This is a genomic window from Acidovorax sp. GW823-FHT01C06, assembly GCF_058798375.1.
The window spans coordinates 908,061-924,887 of the sequence record NZ_JBXAKN010000001.1 but is presented as its reverse complement, the minus strand read 5'-3'; the positions used below and the strand labels follow the sequence as shown (position 1 = coordinate 924,887).

The window sequence follows — 16,827 nt, the reverse complement described above, 5'->3', positions numbered from 1 at the left end:
CCGGCGGTCTAGCGCCTGACGGGCCCCGGCCCCACCAGCTCGATCGGCAGACCGTCCGGATCGGCGAAGAAAGTAAACGACGCGCCCGTGAACGGATCGATGCGCACCGGCTCTGCCGCCACGCCATGCGCGGCCAATGCCGCCAGGCTGGCGTCCATATCCGCCACGCGCAAGGCCAGGTGGCGCAGGCCGCAGGCCTCGGGATACGACGGGCGGGCCGGCGGGTTCGGAAAGGAAAAAAGCTCCACCTGCGAACCATCGGGCAATTGCAGGTCCAGCTTGTACGACTCGCGCTCGGCACGGAACACCTCGTTCACCACCGGCAGGCCCAGCACCTCGGTGTAGAAGCGGCGCGAGCGTGCGTAGTCGCTGGCGATGATGGCCACATGGTGCACACCGCTGACCTGCAAGGCGGGGCCGCTCATCCTCCGGAGCCCGCGATGTCCAGCGCGCGCGACGCGCCATGCAGCGCGGGCGTGGCGCTCGGATCGATGACCCAGCAGGGTATCGACGCGAGGTACGGCTGAAACCGCCCCTTGGCCTCGAACCGCGCGCGGAAGGAGGATTTGTCGAACCAGGCGCCCAGGCGCGGCACCATGCCCCCGCCGATGAAGACGCCCCCGCGTGCCCCCAGGGTGAGTGCCAGGTTGCCCGCCACGCTGCCCAGAAAGCTGCAGAAAAGATCCAGCGCCTCCAGCGCCAGCGCGTCGTGGGACTGCAGTGCCAGCTCGGTCACCTGGGCGGCCGAGCTGACCTCCTTGCCACCCCGCTGCGCGAGGCGGCGCAGCGCGTGGTACAGGTCCACCAGCCCCGCGCCCGACACGGCGCGCTCGGCCGACACATGGCCGTAGCGCTCCTGCAGGATGGCCAGCACATCGAATTCGCGCTGCGTCTGCGCCGCCAGCGACACATGCCCGCCCTCCCCCGACAAGGGCACGCCGTTGCTGGAGCCGGGCGGGAACACCAGCCCCGACACACCCAGGCCCGTGCCCGGGCCCAGCAGCGCTATCGCGGCGCCCGGCACCGCCTCGCCGCCGCCCACGGGGCGCAGCAGGTCGGGCGTGAGCAGGGGCAGCGCCAGTGCCAGTGCGGTGAAGTCATTGATGACCACCAGCCGCTCGAAACCAAACGCCTCGCGCACCGCGCGCTGCGAAAAGCTCCAGCTGTGGTTGGTCATGCGGATCGCGTCGCCCGTGACGGGGTTGGCGATGCCGAACGCCGCCTCGCGCGGCGCGGGCACGCCCACTTCCTTCAGGTAGGCCGCCAGCGCGGCATCCACGGTGGGGAACTGCGCGCAGGGCAGCACCCGCGTGTCGTTCAAGGGACCGCCCGGCTCGTTCTGCCAGGCCAGCCGGATGTTGGTGCCGCCGATGTCGGCGAGAAGGCGCTGAGGGTGCATAGGAAAAAGATGGAGACCAAAGGTCACACGCCCCGCTGCCCTGCGGCAGACGGCGGCCCGTGGATCATGAATGCTATTATTTATATAGCTATTCGCGCTTTATGGACAAGCGCTGGAGCCTCTTTTTACCTGAATTACCTCTTCAGGCAAAGACCAAAGCCCCTTCTTGCGGCGACCCAGCGGCGGGAGGCTCGTCCTTCTCAGCCCGTCAATCGCTCTTCGGACTTCGCATCGAACCAGTGGGCGTTGGCCGGTGCCACCGTCAGGCCCACCTGGTCGCCCGGCTGCACGCGGGTCTGTGCGTCGGTGCGCAGCGTGACGCTGCCTGCGGCGGTGTCCACCATCACATAGGTGTCGGGGCCCGTGGGCTCCACCACGCTCACCTGCCCGCGCCAGGGCGCACCGTCCTGCAGCTGCAGGTGCTCGGGGCGCACGCCCAGCAGCATCTCCGCGGCGCCCGCGGGCGGTGCCAGGTCCAGCGCAGCGCCCACGATGCCAAACTGCCCGCCGGCCTGCGCGCCACCGCGCAGCAGGTTCATGGTGGGCGAGCCGATGAAGGTCGCCACATAGGTGTTGGCCGGGCGGTTGTAGATCTCGTCGGGCGTGCCCAGCTGCTGCACGACGCCGCCCTTCATCACCGCGATGCGCGACCCCAGCGTCATGGCTTCGACCTGGTCGTGCGTCACGTACACGCTGGTGATGCCGCTGGCCTGGTGCAGGCGCTTGATCTCGGCGCGCATCTCCACGCGCAGCTTGGCATCCAGGTTGGACAAAGGCTCGTCGAACAAAAAGAGCTGCGGCTGGCGCGCCAGCGCCCGGCCCATGGCCACGCGCTGGCGCTGGCCGCCCGAGAGCTGGCTGGGGCGGCGGTCCAGCAGGTGGCTGATCTGCAGCATGGCCGCGACTTCGTCGATGCGCTTTTGGCGCTCGGCCTTGGGCATCTTGCGCATCTCCAGCGCAAAACCGATGTTGTCGGCCACGGAGAGCGTGGGGTACAGCGCGTAGCTCTGGAACACCATGGCGATGTCGCGGTCGCGCGGGGGCATGCCCACCACGTTCTTGCCGGCGATGCGGATCTCGCCTTCGGTGGGCTCGTCCAGGCCCGCAATGATGTTCAGCAGCGTGGACTTTCCGCAGCCCGAGGGGCCGACCAGGATGAGGAACTCGCCTGGCGCGACGTGGATGTCCACCTTGCGCAGCACCTCCACGCTCTTGTCGCCCTTGCCAAAACGCTTGTTGATGCCTGCGATGTCGAGTGATGACGCCATGATCTCTACTTACCTTCTTAACCTTTGACGGCGCCGGCAGTGAGCCCGCGCACAAAAAACTTACCGGCCAGCACATAGATCACCATCGTGGGCAGGCCCGCGATGATGGCGGCCGCCATGTCCACGTTGTAGGCCTTCACGCTGGAGCTGGTGTTGGCCAGGTTGTTCAGGCCCACGGTCACCGGCTTGGAGTCGGTGCCCGAGAACACCACGCCGAACAGGAAGTCGTTCCAGATGTTGGTGAACTGCCAGATCAGCGTGACCATGATGATGGGCGTGGACAGCGGCAGCACGATGCGCCAGAAGATCTGGAAGAAGCTCGCGCCGTCCATGCGCGCGGCGTTCACCAGCTCTTTCGGAATGGCCGCGTAGTAGTTGCGAAAGAACAGCGTGGTGCCGGCCAGGCCCGCCAGGCAGTGCACCAGCACCAGGCCCGTGATGGAGCTCGACAGGCCCAGCCAGCCGAGCACCTGGCTCATCGGCAGCAGCACCACCTGGAAGGGCATGAACACGCCGAACAGCAGCATGCCGAACAGCGCATCGCTGCCCCGGAACTTCCACAGGCTGAGCACATAGCCGTTGAGCGCGCCCCACACGGTGGAGATCAGCACCGCCGGCACGGCCATGGCCACCGAGTTCAGGAAAAACGGGCGCAGGCCGTTGCAGTCCACGCCGGTGCAGGCGCTGGACCACGCGGTGCCCCAGGCCGACCAGTTCAGCGCGGCGGGCAAGGCCAGCAGCGACGTGCTGCGGATTTCCTCGGCGTCCTTGAAAGACGTGACCAGCATCGCGTACAGCGGCAGCAGGAAAAAGGCGGTGGCCAGGGCCAGCACCGCGTAGACCAGCAGGCGGCCCACGGAAGGAAATACAGAAGGCTTAGCGGTCATGGGGCTTGGTCCGCAGTTCGCTGTAGAGATAAGGAATGACCAGCGCCGCCACGGTGGCCAGCATCATGGTCGCGCTGGCCGCGCCCAGGCCGATCTGGCCGCGCGAGAACGACATGGTGTACATGAACGTTGCGGGCACGTCGGTGGCAAAGCCGGGGCCACCGGCCGTGAGTGCCATCACCAGGTCGAAGCTCTTGATCGCCAGGTGCGACAGCACCATGAGCGTGGAGAAGAACACCGGCCGCAGCGCGGGCAGCACGATGCGCCAGTAGATGCGCGGCAGCGATGCGCCATCGACCTGCGCGGCCTTGATGATGCTGTCGTCGATGCCGCGCAGGCCCGCGAGGAACAGCGCCATCGCAAAGCCCGCGCTCTGCCAGATGCCGGCGATCACCACGCAGTAGATGGCCATCTCGGTGTCCACCAGCCAGCCGAATTCAAAGTTCGGGAAGCCCCAGTCGCGCACCATTTTTTCGATGCCCAGGCCCGGGTTCAGCAGCCACTTCCAGGCCGTGCCCGTGACCACGAAGGACAGCGCCATCGGGTACAGGTAGATCGTGCGCAGCGCGCCTTCGGCACGGATTTTCTGGTCCAGCAGCACGGCCAGCACCACGCCGATGGCCAGGGACCCGCCCACGTAGCCCACGCCGAAGATGCCCAGGTTCTTCAAGGCCACCCACCAGCGGTCCATCTCCCACAGGCGCTCGTACTGCGCCAGGCCCGCCCACTCGTAGTTGGGCAGCATGCGCGAAACAGTCAGGCTCAATACGCCGTTCCACAGCATCAGGCCGTAGATGAACGCAAAACCCAGAACAAAAGCCGGTGTCACGACCAGCTTGGGCAACCATGTCTCGAACGTATTCTTGGTCATCGCCGGTCCACCCCATGGTGAAGAAACATCCCCCTCGGGGGCAGCGACCCGCGCGGCGGCGGAGCGTGGGGGTCATTTTTCATGGCTGCGAAAAAATTTCTGGCATGTGCCTGCATATGAAAAAAAGGGGGGCACGCACAGAGTGCCCCCCAAAGAACAAAGTCACCTCTGACTAACTCGCTAACTCACTTCACCATTCCATGTCCGGGCCACAGGGGCCGCCGCGCCGGGCCAAGCCCCGCGCCGCGCCTCCCTGCGGCCCGAAGTGGAATCACTTACCACCAGACCTCGTACTGCACACCCACCAGCGTGCGCGAAGTCTTGCCGTTGGCACCGAAGGTGGCCGCATTGGCCACGGCGGCGGCCTGGTTCCAGTTGGCCTTGGTCACATACAGGCGCAGCTCGGGGCGCGACCAGAAATCTTCCGACAGGGCCAGGGCACCCGCCAGCGTGACCTTGGACAGGCGCTGGTCGGGGCCCGTGCCCTTGCGCGTGGTGGTGGACAGCTCGGCCAGCATCTTGAAGTTCTGCGTGAACGCGTACGAACCACGGCCGCCCAGCGAGAAGTCCTTGGTCTCCACGCCGGTCAGGTCGGCCTTGTTGGTCTGGTAGCCAATGAGCGCCTGGCCGCCGAAGGGGCCGCTTTGCCAGTTGATGGAGTCAGCGATGCGCGTGGAGCGCCGGCCGGGCCGGCTGCCGTCGATGGCCTCGAACTCCCCGTCGATGCGGGCATGGCCCCGCGAGGTCTGCAGGTACAGGGTATTGCTGATGCTGGGCAGCAGGAATTCCTTTTGCGTGTGCATCAGCGAGACGCCCGAGCCCGAGCCGCCATTGGCCTGGCCCTTGCCGCCCACGGCCGTCAGCAGCACGCGCAGCTTGCCGCCGGGGTTGGTGTTGATTTCCGACAGGTCGGCGTTGATGCGGTGCGCCTTGACGTTGTTGGGCAGGTTGCCGTCGAACTTGTCGCCGGTGAACACGCCCACACCCAGCTTCATGCCGCCGATCGGCACGTCGGTCACGCCGGCGCCGATGTTGTCGCCGTAGTTGAGCAGGAAGTAGTCGACGATGTGCACGTCCTGGATCCGCAGGCGGCGCTGGCCGGCCCAGAACTTGGCCTCGGGCGAGAACGAGAAGCCGCTCATTTCCACGTAGGCCTGCTCGGTGCTGATGTCGCCGCTGCCCCACTTGGCGGGCATGTAGTTCACCTTCCACTTGATGCCGTTGGTCTCGAAGCCGCGCGCGAAGTTGACTTCGATGCCGTTGTCGCCCTCGTTGCCCAGGCGGAACTTCTGCAGCTCGCCGCCGAGCGACAGGTTGCCCTTGACGCCGTCGGAGTGGTTGAACACGGGGCCACCCCGCGAGTAACCGTTCATCTCGAAGCCGGCAACTTCCAGTGCCATGGCTCCATTCATCGCGCATGCGGCGGCCAAAGCCACCGCCGTGAGGCGGTTTCTTTTCATCATGTTGATTCCCTCAGTGGTGGTGGTTTATTTGGTCTTCGCGGCGGTCGCGATCTTCTTCATGGCGTCGGCGACGCTCACCTTGTCGTCATTCCAGAACTGGCTGACCACGTCCTTGATGGCGCCTTCCGTGGCGGGCGCGATCGCCATGCCATGGGCCACGCTGGGCAGCAGGCTGCCGCTCTTGGCGGTGTCGGCGAAGTCCTTGGCCGAGGCCTTGGCGCAGTCGTCGAACTTGTCCATCTTCTGGCCGGCGCGCACCGGGATGGAACCCTTGTTCAGGTTGAACACCTCCTGGAATTCGGGGCTCATGATGGAACTGGCCAGGTCGCTCTGCGCCTTCTGGGCAGCGGCATCCTTGAGCTTGAACAGGATGAACGAGTCCACGTTGAAGGTGAACGACGTGGTCGTGCCCGGCGCCGCGGCGCACAGGAAGTCCTTGCCCGGCGCCTTGTTGGCCGCCAGGAACTCGCCCTTGGCCCAGTCACCCATGAGCTGGAAGCCCGCCTTGCCCTGGATCAGCATGGCCGTGGCCAGATTCCAGTCGCGGCCGGGTGCGCCGGGGTCGGTGTACGACTTGATGCGGCGGAAGGTTTCCAGCGACTTCTTCATGGTGTCGCTGTTGATGGCCTTGTCATCAAGCTTCACCAGGGCGTCCTGGTAGAACTTGGGGCCGCCGACGCCCAGCACCACCGATTCGAAGGTGGTGAAATCCTGCCAGTTCTGGCCCCCGTGGGCCACGGGCACCAGGCCCGCGGCCTTGAGCTTGTCGGCGGCGGCGAAGAACTCGTCCCAGGTCTTGGGCATGGCGGCCACGCCGGCCTTCTTCAGGGCCTCGGAGCTGCCCCACATCCAGTTGACCCGGTGCACGTTGACGGGGGCCGCCACGTAGGCGCCCTTGTACTTCATGACATCGGCGACCACCTTGGGCAGCAGCTCGTCCCACTTCTCGGCCTTGGCCAGGGCGTCCATGTTGGCCAGCACGCCTTCGGAGGCCCATTCCTGGATGGCCGGGCCCTTGGTCTGCGCGGCCGAAGGCGGGTTGCCCGAGATCACGCGGCTCTTGAGCACGGTCATGGCGCTGTCGCCGCCGCCGCCGGCCACGGCGAAATCACGCCAGGTGTGGCCCTTGGCCTGCATGATCTTCTTGAGCTCGGCCACCGACTTGGCCTCGCCGCCCGAAGTCCAGTAGTGCAGGACCTCGACCTCCCCCGCGCTGGCCGACATCGCTGCCGCCAGGCCCACCGCCACTGCGGCGATCTTTGTCATCTTCCACATACCCTTGTCTCCTCGATGTTTGAATCCGTTTGGTGCGCAGCAGACCGGTGCCGTTCAGCGCAGTCGGTACTTTAATTACAATAATTAATGAACATATCAGGACTTTCCCGGGGTGTGCTTTCTCCGCCAGGGCTCCACCCTGTTACCGGATTACGTGCGGCGCGCAGGCCCCGCCCCCGCGCCACCCCGGGCAGGCGGACCGGCGCGGCCGGGCAAGCCGCTTTGTTATGCTCAATCCCATGGCCACGATACTGATAGTCGAAGATGATGCCCTGTTGCTGGACGCGCTGACCGGGCAGCTGCAGCAGCTGGAGTTCGGCGTCTGCACGGCGTCGAGCGTGGCCGAGGCCACCGCCCTTTTGCAGGCGCAGGCGGTGGACGGCATCATCCTGGACCTGGGCCTGCCGGGCGCCGACGGCATGGAGCTGCTGACCTGGGCGCGCACCCACATCGCCGGCCTGCCGGTGCTGATTCTCACCGCGCGCGACGGCGTGGAGGACCGCGTGCTGGGCCTCAACGCCGGGGCCGACGACTACATCACCAAACCCTTCAACATGCAGGAGCTGCAGGCCCGCCTGCAGGCCATGCTGCGCCGCGCGCGGCAACCGGCGTTCACCCAGGCGAGCAGCGCCGGGACCCCCGGCACCACCATCGGCCCCCTGGCGCTGGACCACGCCAGCCACAGCGCGGCCCTCGACGGCGAGCCGCTGGACCTCACCCAGCGCGAATGGGAGCTGCTGGAGCTGCTCGTGAACCGCTGCGGCGAGGTGGTCACGCGCGACGACGTGCTGGCCGCCTGGCGCGCCAGCCCGCCCGAGCCCGGGCAGACCGCCGCGCCGCTGAACTCCAATGCGCTGGAGGTCTACGTGCACCGGCTGCGCAAGAAGCTCGACCCATCGCCGCTGAACATCCGCAACATCCGGGGCCTGGGCTACATGCTGGCGAAACCATGAACAACCCCCTGTGGCGCTGCGCGCCTTCCCCCTTCTCTCGCGCTGCGCGTGGGAAGGGGGACGCCGCCAGCGCGGCGGGGCGGCCCTTGCGCGGCGGCCCTGGCATCGGCCGCGCCGGTTTCATACGGCCTGCACTGGGCCACCACTGACATGCGGCAGGTCCCGGGGGTCTCCCTGCAGCGCAAGCTGCTGCTGTGGCTGCTGCTGCCCCAGCTCGTGCTGTGGCTGTCGGGCGGTTTCCTGGCGTGGCGCATCGCGCTGCAGAACGGCGAAAAGGGCATCGACCAGACGCTGACCCAGTCGGTGCGCGCGCTGGCGCGGCAGATCAAGCCCATTGGCGACGGGCTGCTGGTGGATTTCCCCAAGGCCGCGCAGGACATCCTGGAGCAGGACCCGGCCGACCGCATCACCTACATGGTGTCGTCCCCGCCCGGCCGCTTCCTGCTGGGCAATGCCCAACTGCCCGCGCCGCCGCCGGTGGAGGTGCGCGTGGGCGATCCGTACCTCTACCACGCGCGGGTGGACGACCGCCCCGTGCGCGTGGCGCTGCTCGACGTGGACTACGGCACGCCCCAGACGCGGCAGACCCTGCGCGTGCAGGTGGCCCAGAGCCTCACGGTGCGCGAACGCATCGCGCAGGAGCTGCTGGAGCAGATGGTGTTCCCGATGGGGCTGATGGGGCTGGCGCTGAGCGCGGTGGTCTACGCGGGCGTGCTGCGCGGCCTGCAGCCGCTCAAGCGCCTGGAGGCCCAGATCGAGCAGGCCGGCGCCCGGCCCCAGGCGGGCACCACGCCCCTGCCGCCCATCGAGCTGACCTCGGCCCCCCAGGAGGTGCATTCGCTGGCCAGCACCATCAACCGGCTGCTGGAGACCGTGGCTCGCGGACAGCAAAAGGAAAAGCGCTTCCTCAACGATGCCGCGCACCAGCTGCGCACGCCGCTGGCGGGGCTCATCGGCCAGACCGAGCTGGCGCTGCACGAGAGCCATGAGCCCGCGGTGCAGGAGCGGCTGCACAAGGTGCTGTCGGCCGCGCAGCGCAGCGCCCACCTGGTGCACCAGCTGCTGCAGCTGGCGCGCTCGGAATCGAGCGTGGAGATGCGGTCCATCGACCTGGCGGCGCTCGCGCGCGAGGTGGCCCGCGAATGGGCGGCCCGCGCCCTGGCGCAGGGCATGGATCTGGGCTATGAGGGCGACGACCAGCTGGCGGTGCAGGGCCACCCGCTGCTGCTGCGCGAGGCGCTCAACAACCTCATCGACAACGCGCTGCACTACGCGGGCGAAGGCGCCACCGTGACGGTGCGCGTGGGCCGCGAGGAGCCCGGGCGCTGGGCCCTGCTGGTGGTGGAGGACGACGGGCCCGGCGTGCCGGCCGAGCACCTGGGCGATCTGTTCGCGCGGTTCTGGCGGGGGTCGGACAAGGCGGGCGGGTGCGGGCTGGGGCTGTCGATCGTGGAGGAGATCGCGCTGCGGCATGGGGGCCGGACGGTGGCCGAGGGGGTGGTGCCGAGGGGGTTGCGGGTGGGAATGCGGCTGCCCGCGGGGTGAGGTTTTTGGTGTTTTGGGGGCCTGGCGCTTGCTGAATAAGCGCCAACAGCTATTGTTTTAATAGCGGCTGGTTCTCGTGCTTGCCATTCGGGCGATGGAAACCACAGAGCTATAAAAACAATAGCGGCTGGCGCTTGCTACACAAGCGCCAGCCGCCTAAAGCACTAAAAATTTTGACCTCAAGCCGCCAGGATCAGCTTCTCCAGCTTCACCGCATCCGCCGCAAACGCCCGGATGCCTTCCGCCAGTTTCTCCGTCGCCATGGCATCTTCATTGAGCGCAAACCGGAACCCCGCCTCGTCATAGTTCACCGCGGGCAGGTCCAGCCCCTTCGCCGCGTCCGCATCGAGCGCGCGCTGCAGCGGCGCATCGCTGGCCGCCAGCTGGGCCAGCAGGTCGGGCGCGATGGTGAGCAGGTCGCAACCCGCCAGCGCCGTGATCTGGCCCACGTTGCGAAAGCTCGCGCCCATCACCTCGGTGGCGATGCCGAAGCGCTTGTAGTGGTTGTAGATCTGCGTGACCGACTGCACGCCCGGGTCGTTGGCCCCCGCACGCGCGGCCTCGTCCCAGCTGGCGCCGGCCTGCTTCTTGTACCAGTCGTAGATGCGGCCCACGAACGGCGAGATCAGCTGCACCTTGGCCTGGCCGCAGGCCACGGCCTGGGCGAACGAGAACAGCAGCGTGAGGTTGGTATGGATGCCCTTGCGCTCGAGCTGCTCGGCGGCCTGGATGCCTTCCCAGGTCGAGGCGATCTTGATGAGCACCCGGTCGATGTGGATGCCTTCGGCCTGGTACAGCTCGATGATGCGCTCGGCGCGCGCGACGGTGGCGCTGGTGTCGAAGCTCAGGCGCGCATCCACCTCGGTGGAGACGCGGCCCGGAATCGTGGCCAGGATCTCGCGGCCGAAGCGCACCAGCAGGCGGTCGATGATTTCATGCATCGGGCGGCCCCGGAACTGCGCCACGGTGTCCTGTAGCAGCGGTGCGTACTCCGGCTTTTGCACGGCCTTCAGGATCAGCGAGGGGTTGGTGGTCGCATCCTGGGGCTGGAACTGCGCCAGTTGCTTGAAGTCGCCGGTGTCGGCAACCACGGTGGTGAACTGTTTGAGGGCGTCGAGTTGGTTCGTCATGGTGTCATTATTCCGCATTGGCCAGGGCGCCATCGGTACTACCAACCACCGATACGCCGTGGGTGCCCAGGCTCAGCAACACGTCCTCGCCCACGGCGAGCACGTCGTCGAGGTCGGACGACACCACGAAGATGCCGCCCAGCGCCGTCTCGAAGGTGTATTCGTGCACTGCCCCCAGGTAGGCCGACTTGGCGAGCCGCGCCGGCAACAGGCCATCGCCCTGGCGGTGGATGCGCCAGGCCTCGGGGCGCACCGCCACCTTCACCGAACCGCCGTGCACCGCCATGCGCGGGCGCAGCGCCAGCGGCCCGAGCAAGACCGAGCCATCGGCTTGCGCAGTAGCCGGGAACAACATCGCCTCGCCCATGAAGCCCGCCACGAATTCGCTGTGCGGCGTTTCGTACAGCGCGCGCGGCGAGCCCTTCTGCGCAATCAGCCCCTGGTTCATCACGATGATCTGGTCGCTCACGGCCATGGCCTCGGCCTGGTCGTGGGTGACATACGCCACCGTGAGCGACAGGCGCTGCTGCAGCGCGCGGATTTCCTCGCGCATCTCGCGGCGCAGACGGGCGTCCAGGTTGGACAGGGGTTCGTCGAACAGCAGCACCTCGGGCTCCAGCACCAGCGCGCGCGCCAGGGCCACGCGCTGCTGCTGGCCACCCGACAGCTCGCTGGGCAGGCGGTCGTCATAGCCCACCAGGCCCACGCCACGCAGGGCCTCCACGGCCTTGGCGCGGGCCACGTCCTTGGAGAACCCCGACATGCGCAGGCCGTACATCACGTTCTCGGCCACGTTCATGTGCGGGAATAGCGCATAGCTCTGGAACATCATGCTCACATTGCGCTGCGCGGGGCCGAGCGTGGTCACGTCCTTGCCGCCGATGAGGATCTCGCCCGCGGTGGGCGACTCCAGCCCCGCGATCATGCGCAAGGTGGTGGTCTTGCCGCAGCCCGAGGGCCCCAGGATGGTGGTGAGCGTGCCGCGCGGCACCTCAAAGCTGATGCCTTTGACCGCCAGGCCCGCGGACGGGTCGCTGCCGTAGCGTTTGGTGATGTTGCGGAACACGATGCCCGCATCGCTGTTGTTCATGGCGTATCTTCTTTTTGAAAGGTGTCAGTGCGCGGCGGCGGGTGCCGTGCGTGCAGCGCCCCGGCGGCCCAGCTTGCGCTCGCCGACGAGCAGTTGGATCAGGCCGATGGAGGCGGACATGAGCAGGATGAGCACCGTGCAGTACGCGAGTGCCACGCCATAGTCGCCATTGCCCACGCGGCCGATGATGTAGGTGGTGGCCAGCTCGTTTTCGGCCGTGACCAGGAAGATCACCGCGCTCACCGTGGTGATGGCGCGCACGAAGCTGTACACCAGCGCCGCGACCAGCGCGGGCTTGAGCAGCGGCAGCACCACGTGGCGCAGCGTCTGCACGCTGCCCGCGCGCAGCATGACGGAGGCCTCGTCCAGCGAGCGGTCCAGCTGCTTGAAGGCCGCCGTGCCCGCCCGCACGCCCACCGGCAGGTTGCGGAACATGAAGCACAGCACGATGATGAGCGCCGTGCCCGTGAGCTCGAACGGCGGCACGTTGAACGCCAGGATGTAGCTCACGCCCAGCACCGTGCCCGGGATGGCGAAGGCCAGCAGCGCCGCGAACTCGAACGCGCCCTGCCCCCGGAACTCGGTGCGCGCCAGCAGCCAGGCGATGCCGATGCCCAGCGTGGCCGTGAGCGGCGCCGAGATGGCCGCGAGCTTGACGGTGGTGAAGAAGGAGTTCCACGCCGTGCCCGCCCACACCACGCCGAACTGGCCCCACTCCACGCTGAACGCGGTGCGAAAGTGCGCCAGCGTGATGGTGTAGTCGCGCCCCCAGGTCTGCACGAAGCCGCCGGCCAGCGCGAACAGGTAGACGATGAGCGTGAAGGCCATCCACGGCAGCGCGATGGAATGCACCACGCGGCGCACGCCGGCGGGCAGCGGCATGGCGATGCCCGCGTCGCCCTTGCCCGACACGGTGGTGAAGTTCTGCTTGCCCAGCAGGCCGCGCTGGATGGCGAACACGGTGAGCGCGAAGAACGTGAGGATCCAGGCCAGCGACGCCGCACGCCCCTGGTCGTACTGCGCGCCCACGATGGCGAAGAAGATCTCGGTGGAGAGCACCGAGAACTGCCCGCCCACCACGATGGGGTTGCCGAAGTCGGCCATGCTTTCGATGAAGCCCACCAGGAATGCGTTGGCCAGGCCGGGCTTGAGCAGCGGCAGGGTCACGGTCATGAAGGTGCGGTGCGGGCTGGCGCGCAGGGTCTGCGCGGCCTCCTCCAGGCTGGGCGCCACGCCCTGCACCACGCCGCGCATGATCATGAAGGCGATGGGCGTGAAGGCAAAAGTCTGCGCCACCCACACGCCGAGCCAGCCATAGAACCAGCGCGACGGGGTGATGCCGAACGCGTATTCGAGAAACTGGTTGAACACCCCGGCGCGGCCGAACAGCAGGATGAGGCCCAGCCCCACCACGAACGGCGGCGTGATGATGGGCAGCAGCGCCACGATGTTCAGCGGCCGCGCATAGCGGCGCGAGGCGCGCTCGGCCATCAGCGCCATGAAGCTGCCCAGGAGCGTGGTGCTGGTGGCTGTCATCAGCCCCAGGAACAGCGTGTTCCAGGCCACGCCGCAGCGCTGGCCACCGGCCAGGCACGACAGGCCGAAGTTGCGTTCGTGCGCGATGCGCTCCCACACCACGGCCAGCGAGAACGGGCCGTCTTCGAGGAAAAACGCGGCCGACAGCGCCTTGAGCACGGGGAACACGATGAACAGCGCCAGCAGGCTGCCGCAGGTGAGCACGGCCGCCGCCACGAACAGGTCGCCCTTGAAGAATCCACGCCGCGCGACGCCAAATGCCAGCAGCACCAGCAGCGCAGAGAGCACCACGAACCCGCCCCAGCCCATGCCGGGCTGGCGCGCGCCCAGCTCGCCCAGGGTGGTGTTCATCCATTCAAACGCCCAGCCGCGCGCACCGATGGTGAAGCCGCTCGCCAGCAGCGCCAGCAACCCCAGAGCGCCCCCTGCGGCCAGCACCGCACCCTGGGTGCGGCCGGCGGGAAGGCAGGCGCCCAGCCCGGCCACGGCCAAGCCGACCAGGCCCAGCCAGAGCCACGACCGGCCGAACAACGCCGCCTGCATCAGCCCGTTGGCCGCCTGTTCGCTGCTGAAGACCTGTCCCACCGCGAGCAGGCCGTTGGCATCCTGCTGCGCATACCAGGGAAATGCCAGATAGCCCAGCACGCCCACGACCCACCAGACCCACAGGGGCCGGTTGACCGAGGCGCTTCGCGCTGAGGTTCGAAAAGTTGCGTGCGCCGCCGCGGCTGCTGCCGACACCACCATCCCTCAGCGCGCAGCGTTCTGCACGTCTTTTTCCCAGCGCGCGATCAGGCGGCGGCGCTCGGCGCTCGCGCCGTACTTGGCGTAGTCGTAGTTGATGAGCTTCATCTTGGCCGGGTCGGTCATGCGCGGGTCCTTGGGCACCTGCGTGTTGCTGGGCAGCTGGAACTGCTTGGCCGCCAGGCCGAACTGCTGCCCCCCGGGCGTGAGCGCCCATTCGTAGAACTTCTTGGCCGCATCGGTGTTCGGGCCGTTCTTGACGATGCTCATCGAGCCCACCTCGGCGCCCGTCCCTTCCGAGGGCGTGATGGACCCGACGGGAAAGCCGTTGACCGCCTCGGTGGTCACGTCGTGCACGAAGCTGATGGAGACCGTGGTCTCGCCCCGCGCCGCGGCCTTGACCGGCGCAGTGCCCGAGCGCGTGTAGGTGCTCACGTTGGGGTGCAGGGCCTTGAGGTACTCGAACGCCTTTTCCTCGCCCATGATCTGCACCAGCGTGGCGATCATGGTGTAGGCCGTGCCGCTGGAGGCCGGGTTGGCCATCTGCACCTCGCCCTTGAACTCGGGCTTGAGCAGGTCGGCCCACGACTGCGGCGGGTTGAGCTTGCGCTTGGCCAGCAACTCCTTGTTGTAGCCAAAGCCCAGCGGGCCCAGGTACACGCCCACGGTACGGTATTTGGAATCGGTGGCCTGCTTCTGCGCCCAGGGGTAGAGCTGGGCGAGCTGCGGCGATTTGTATTCGAGCGTGAGACCCTGCTCGGCCGCCTGCAGGTGCGGGTCGCCCGTGCCGCCGAACCAGATGTCGGTCTTGGGGTTGGCCTTCTCGGCATTGAGCTGGGCCAGCGCCTCGCCCGATCCCTTGGCCGTCATGTTGACCTTGGTGCCGGTGGTCTTGGCGTACACCGTGGACATCAGGTTGCACCACTCGGCCTGCACCGAACAGATGATGTTGACCTGGCCCTGGGCCCAGCTGCCGCAGGCCGCGGTCGCAAGGGCCGCTCCGGCCAGCAGGTTCTTCAGCAGAGGTTTGCGCATGAAAGGCTCCTAGGTATCGGGATTACGTGATGCAAGGATGCTATTGCTGCGGCCCTGGCCGGGTCAGGGGGGAACCCCGCAGGCATGGTGCAAGCAGGATGAAAGGCAGGGCCAGCCCCCTCCCCGTGGCGTTTGGAACCAAGTTACATTAGGCGAACATGCGACACCGCCATCCCCGGCGGCGGCGCCGACCACGAGCCCGCCCATGCCCGCCCTGTCTTGCTCCCCGTCGATGCGCCGCCTTGGCCCGCCCGGCTGCCGGCGCCACTGACACGCCTTCACCGACATGCTCGACCGCATCACCGCCTCCCTGCCCTCGCTAGCCCCCGCCGAACAGCGGGTGGCCAAGCTGGTGCTCACCGACCCCCGCGCGTTCGCACGGCTGCCCGTGCGCGAGCTGGCCGAGCGCGCCCACGTGAGCAAGCCCACGGTGGTGCGCTTTTGCCGCAGCATGGGCTATGACGGGCTGGCCGATTTCAAGCTCAAGCTCGCGGGCAGCGTGAGCGAGGGCGTGCCCTTCATCCACCGCAGCGTGGATGCGGATGACAAGACGGGCGACGTGCTGGTGAAGGTCGTCGACAACGCGGTGGCCGCCTTCCTGCAGTACCGCAACGCGGCCAGCACCGTGGCCATCGAACGCGCGGCCGAGGCGATTGCCGCGACCTGGAAGACGGGCAAGCGCATCGAGTTCTACGGCGTGGGCAATTCGGGCATCGTTGCGCAGGACGCCCAGCACAAATTCTTTCGCCTGGGCGTTACCTCCATCGCCAGCAGCGACGGCCACATGCAGGTGATGAGCGCCACCTTGCTGGGCCCGGGCGACTGCGCGGTGATCATCTCCAACTCGGGCCGCACGCGCGACCTGATGGACGCGGCGGACATCGCGCGCAGGAACGGCGCGACCACCATCGTCATCACGGCCAGCGGCTCGCCCCTGGCCAGCACCTGCCAGATCCACCTGGCCGCCGACCACCCCGAGGGTTACGACCGCTACAGCCCGATGGTGTCGCGCCTTATGCACCTGCTGATCATCGACGTGCTGGCGACCTGCGTGGCGCTGCGCATCGGCAGCTCGCTGCAGCCCATCCTGCAGCAGATGAAGGAAAACCTCCGCGCCAAGCGCTACGCGTAGGCGCCCTGCCGCCCGCAGGATCCGCCACCCTCGGGACATCGGCCCCTGCGTGCCCAGAACCGCCGGCCACCGCCGGCCCGGCCGCGCCGACGGCACACCCTCTGTACCGGCCGGTGCCCGGATGGCTGCCGCTACAGCGGCGTGCACATGGCCGAACAGCCCGGAGTGCCATCACAGACCTCCCCGCCGTTGACGACCCCGTCACCACAGTACCCGCCCGTCAGGCTCAACGGCGCCGTGCAGGAGGCGTTGCAGGCCATGCAGGAAGCGCTGCCATAGGGGCAGCTGGTCTCCGTCACGTTGTTGCCGTCGTCGCAGACCTCGGCGCCGTTGCGTATGCCGTCGCCGCAGAAGGCGCCCGTGAGGCTCAGCGTCGCCGTGCAGGTGGCGTTGCACCTCATGCAGGTGGCGGTGCCGTCCGGGCAGCTGGTCTCCGTCACGTTGTTGCCGTCGTCGCAGACCTCGGCGCCGTTGCGTATGCCGTCGCCGCAGAAGGCGT

General features: G+C 67.7%; 15 protein-coding genes. 3 read left to right on the top strand and 12 right to left on the bottom strand.

Features of this window, described 5'->3' with window-relative positions; all coding sequences use genetic code 11:
- Nucleotides 1-8 precede the first annotated feature (8 nt).
- From gloA2 to AC1RCS_RS04145, 7 genes are all read right to left on the bottom strand, one after another.
- Nucleotides 9-425 (bottom strand): SMU1112c/YaeR family gloxylase I-like metalloprotein, encoded by a 417-nt coding sequence (gene gloA2, locus AC1RCS_RS04175; protein ID WP_492244375.1) that lies wholly within the window; start codon nucleotides 423-425, stop codon nucleotides 9-11.
- Complete coding sequence (glk, locus tag AC1RCS_RS04170; protein ID WP_492244374.1) at nucleotides 422-1,399, bottom strand: glucokinase; 978 nt, start codon at nucleotides 1,397-1,399, stop codon at nucleotides 422-424. Before glk ends, gloA2 begins: the two co-directional genes overlap by 4 nt.
- A gap of 200 nt (nucleotides 1,400-1,599) precedes the next feature.
- Nucleotides 1,600-2,667 (bottom strand): ABC transporter ATP-binding protein, encoded by a 1,068-nt coding sequence (locus tag AC1RCS_RS04165; protein ID WP_492244373.1) that lies wholly within the window; start codon nucleotides 2,665-2,667, stop codon nucleotides 1,600-1,602.
- A 17-nt stretch (nucleotides 2,668-2,684) separates the two neighbouring features.
- On the bottom strand, nucleotides 2,685-3,554 hold the full coding sequence (locus AC1RCS_RS04160) for a carbohydrate ABC transporter permease (RefSeq protein ID WP_218340419.1): 870 nt from the start codon (nucleotides 3,552-3,554) through the stop codon (nucleotides 2,685-2,687).
- On the bottom strand, nucleotides 3,544-4,425 hold the full coding sequence (locus AC1RCS_RS04155; RefSeq protein WP_492244372.1) for a carbohydrate ABC transporter permease: 882 nt from the start codon (nucleotides 4,423-4,425) through the stop codon (nucleotides 3,544-3,546). Before AC1RCS_RS04155 ends, AC1RCS_RS04160 begins: the two co-directional genes overlap by 11 nt.
- A gap of 275 nt (nucleotides 4,426-4,700) precedes the next feature.
- Nucleotides 4,701-5,888 (bottom strand): carbohydrate porin, encoded by a 1,188-nt coding sequence (locus AC1RCS_RS04150; RefSeq protein ID WP_255591227.1) that lies wholly within the window; start codon nucleotides 5,886-5,888, stop codon nucleotides 4,701-4,703.
- Between the two features lie 24 nt (nucleotides 5,889-5,912).
- On the bottom strand, nucleotides 5,913-7,163 hold the full coding sequence (locus AC1RCS_RS04145; protein ID WP_218293335.1) for an ABC transporter substrate-binding protein: 1,251 nt from the start codon (nucleotides 7,161-7,163) through the stop codon (nucleotides 5,913-5,915).
- 239 nt (nucleotides 7,164-7,402) lie between these two features.
- Between AC1RCS_RS04145 and AC1RCS_RS04140 the strand changes: the two genes are divergently transcribed.
- Both AC1RCS_RS04140 and AC1RCS_RS04135 read left to right on the top strand, forming a co-directional pair.
- Complete coding sequence (locus AC1RCS_RS04140; protein ID WP_369641446.1) at nucleotides 7,403-8,116, top strand: response regulator transcription factor; 714 nt, start codon at nucleotides 7,403-7,405, stop codon at nucleotides 8,114-8,116.
- Between the two features lie 150 nt (nucleotides 8,117-8,266).
- The gene (locus tag AC1RCS_RS04135; RefSeq protein ID WP_492244371.1) at nucleotides 8,267-9,661 is read left to right on the top strand and encodes a sensor histidine kinase; all 1,395 of its coding nucleotides are present in this window, start codon (nucleotides 8,267-8,269) and stop codon (nucleotides 9,659-9,661) included.
- Between the two features lie 179 nt (nucleotides 9,662-9,840).
- On the opposite strand, the gene tal is transcribed toward AC1RCS_RS04135, so the two are convergent.
- Genes tal through AC1RCS_RS04115 form a run of 4 tightly spaced genes read right to left on the bottom strand, consistent with a single transcriptional unit; the run spans nucleotide 9,841 to nucleotide 15,196 of the window.
- The gene (gene tal / locus AC1RCS_RS04130; protein WP_492244370.1) at nucleotides 9,841-10,791 is read right to left on the bottom strand and encodes a transaldolase; all 951 of its coding nucleotides are present in this window, start codon (nucleotides 10,789-10,791) and stop codon (nucleotides 9,841-9,843) included.
- Nucleotides 10,792-10,798: 7 nt separating this feature from the next.
- On the bottom strand, nucleotides 10,799-11,881 hold the full coding sequence (locus AC1RCS_RS04125; protein ID WP_218293331.1) for an ABC transporter ATP-binding protein: 1,083 nt from the start codon (nucleotides 11,879-11,881) through the stop codon (nucleotides 10,799-10,801).
- A gap of 24 nt (nucleotides 11,882-11,905) precedes the next feature.
- The gene (locus AC1RCS_RS04120) at nucleotides 11,906-14,164 is read right to left on the bottom strand and encodes an ABC transporter permease (RefSeq protein WP_218293330.1); all 2,259 of its coding nucleotides are present in this window, start codon (nucleotides 14,162-14,164) and stop codon (nucleotides 11,906-11,908) included.
- 3 nt (nucleotides 14,165-14,167) lie between these two features.
- Nucleotides 14,168-15,196 carry an ABC transporter substrate-binding protein gene (locus tag AC1RCS_RS04115; protein WP_218293329.1) on the bottom strand — a complete coding sequence of 343 codons (1,029 nt, stop codon included), beginning with the start codon at nucleotides 15,194-15,196 and terminating at the stop codon, nucleotides 14,168-14,170.
- A 286-nt stretch (nucleotides 15,197-15,482) separates the two neighbouring features.
- On the opposite strand from AC1RCS_RS04115, the gene AC1RCS_RS04110 reads away from it, so the two are divergent.
- A complete protein-coding gene (locus AC1RCS_RS04110; protein WP_218293328.1) occupies nucleotides 15,483-16,328 on the top strand; it encodes a MurR/RpiR family transcriptional regulator in 846 nt (281 codons plus the stop codon).
- Between the two features lie 131 nt (nucleotides 16,329-16,459).
- Here AC1RCS_RS04110 and AC1RCS_RS04105 read toward each other — a convergent pair.
- Nucleotides 16,460-16,827: hypothetical protein (locus AC1RCS_RS04105; RefSeq protein ID WP_492244369.1), on the bottom strand; the 368-nt coding region annotated here is incomplete at its 5' end.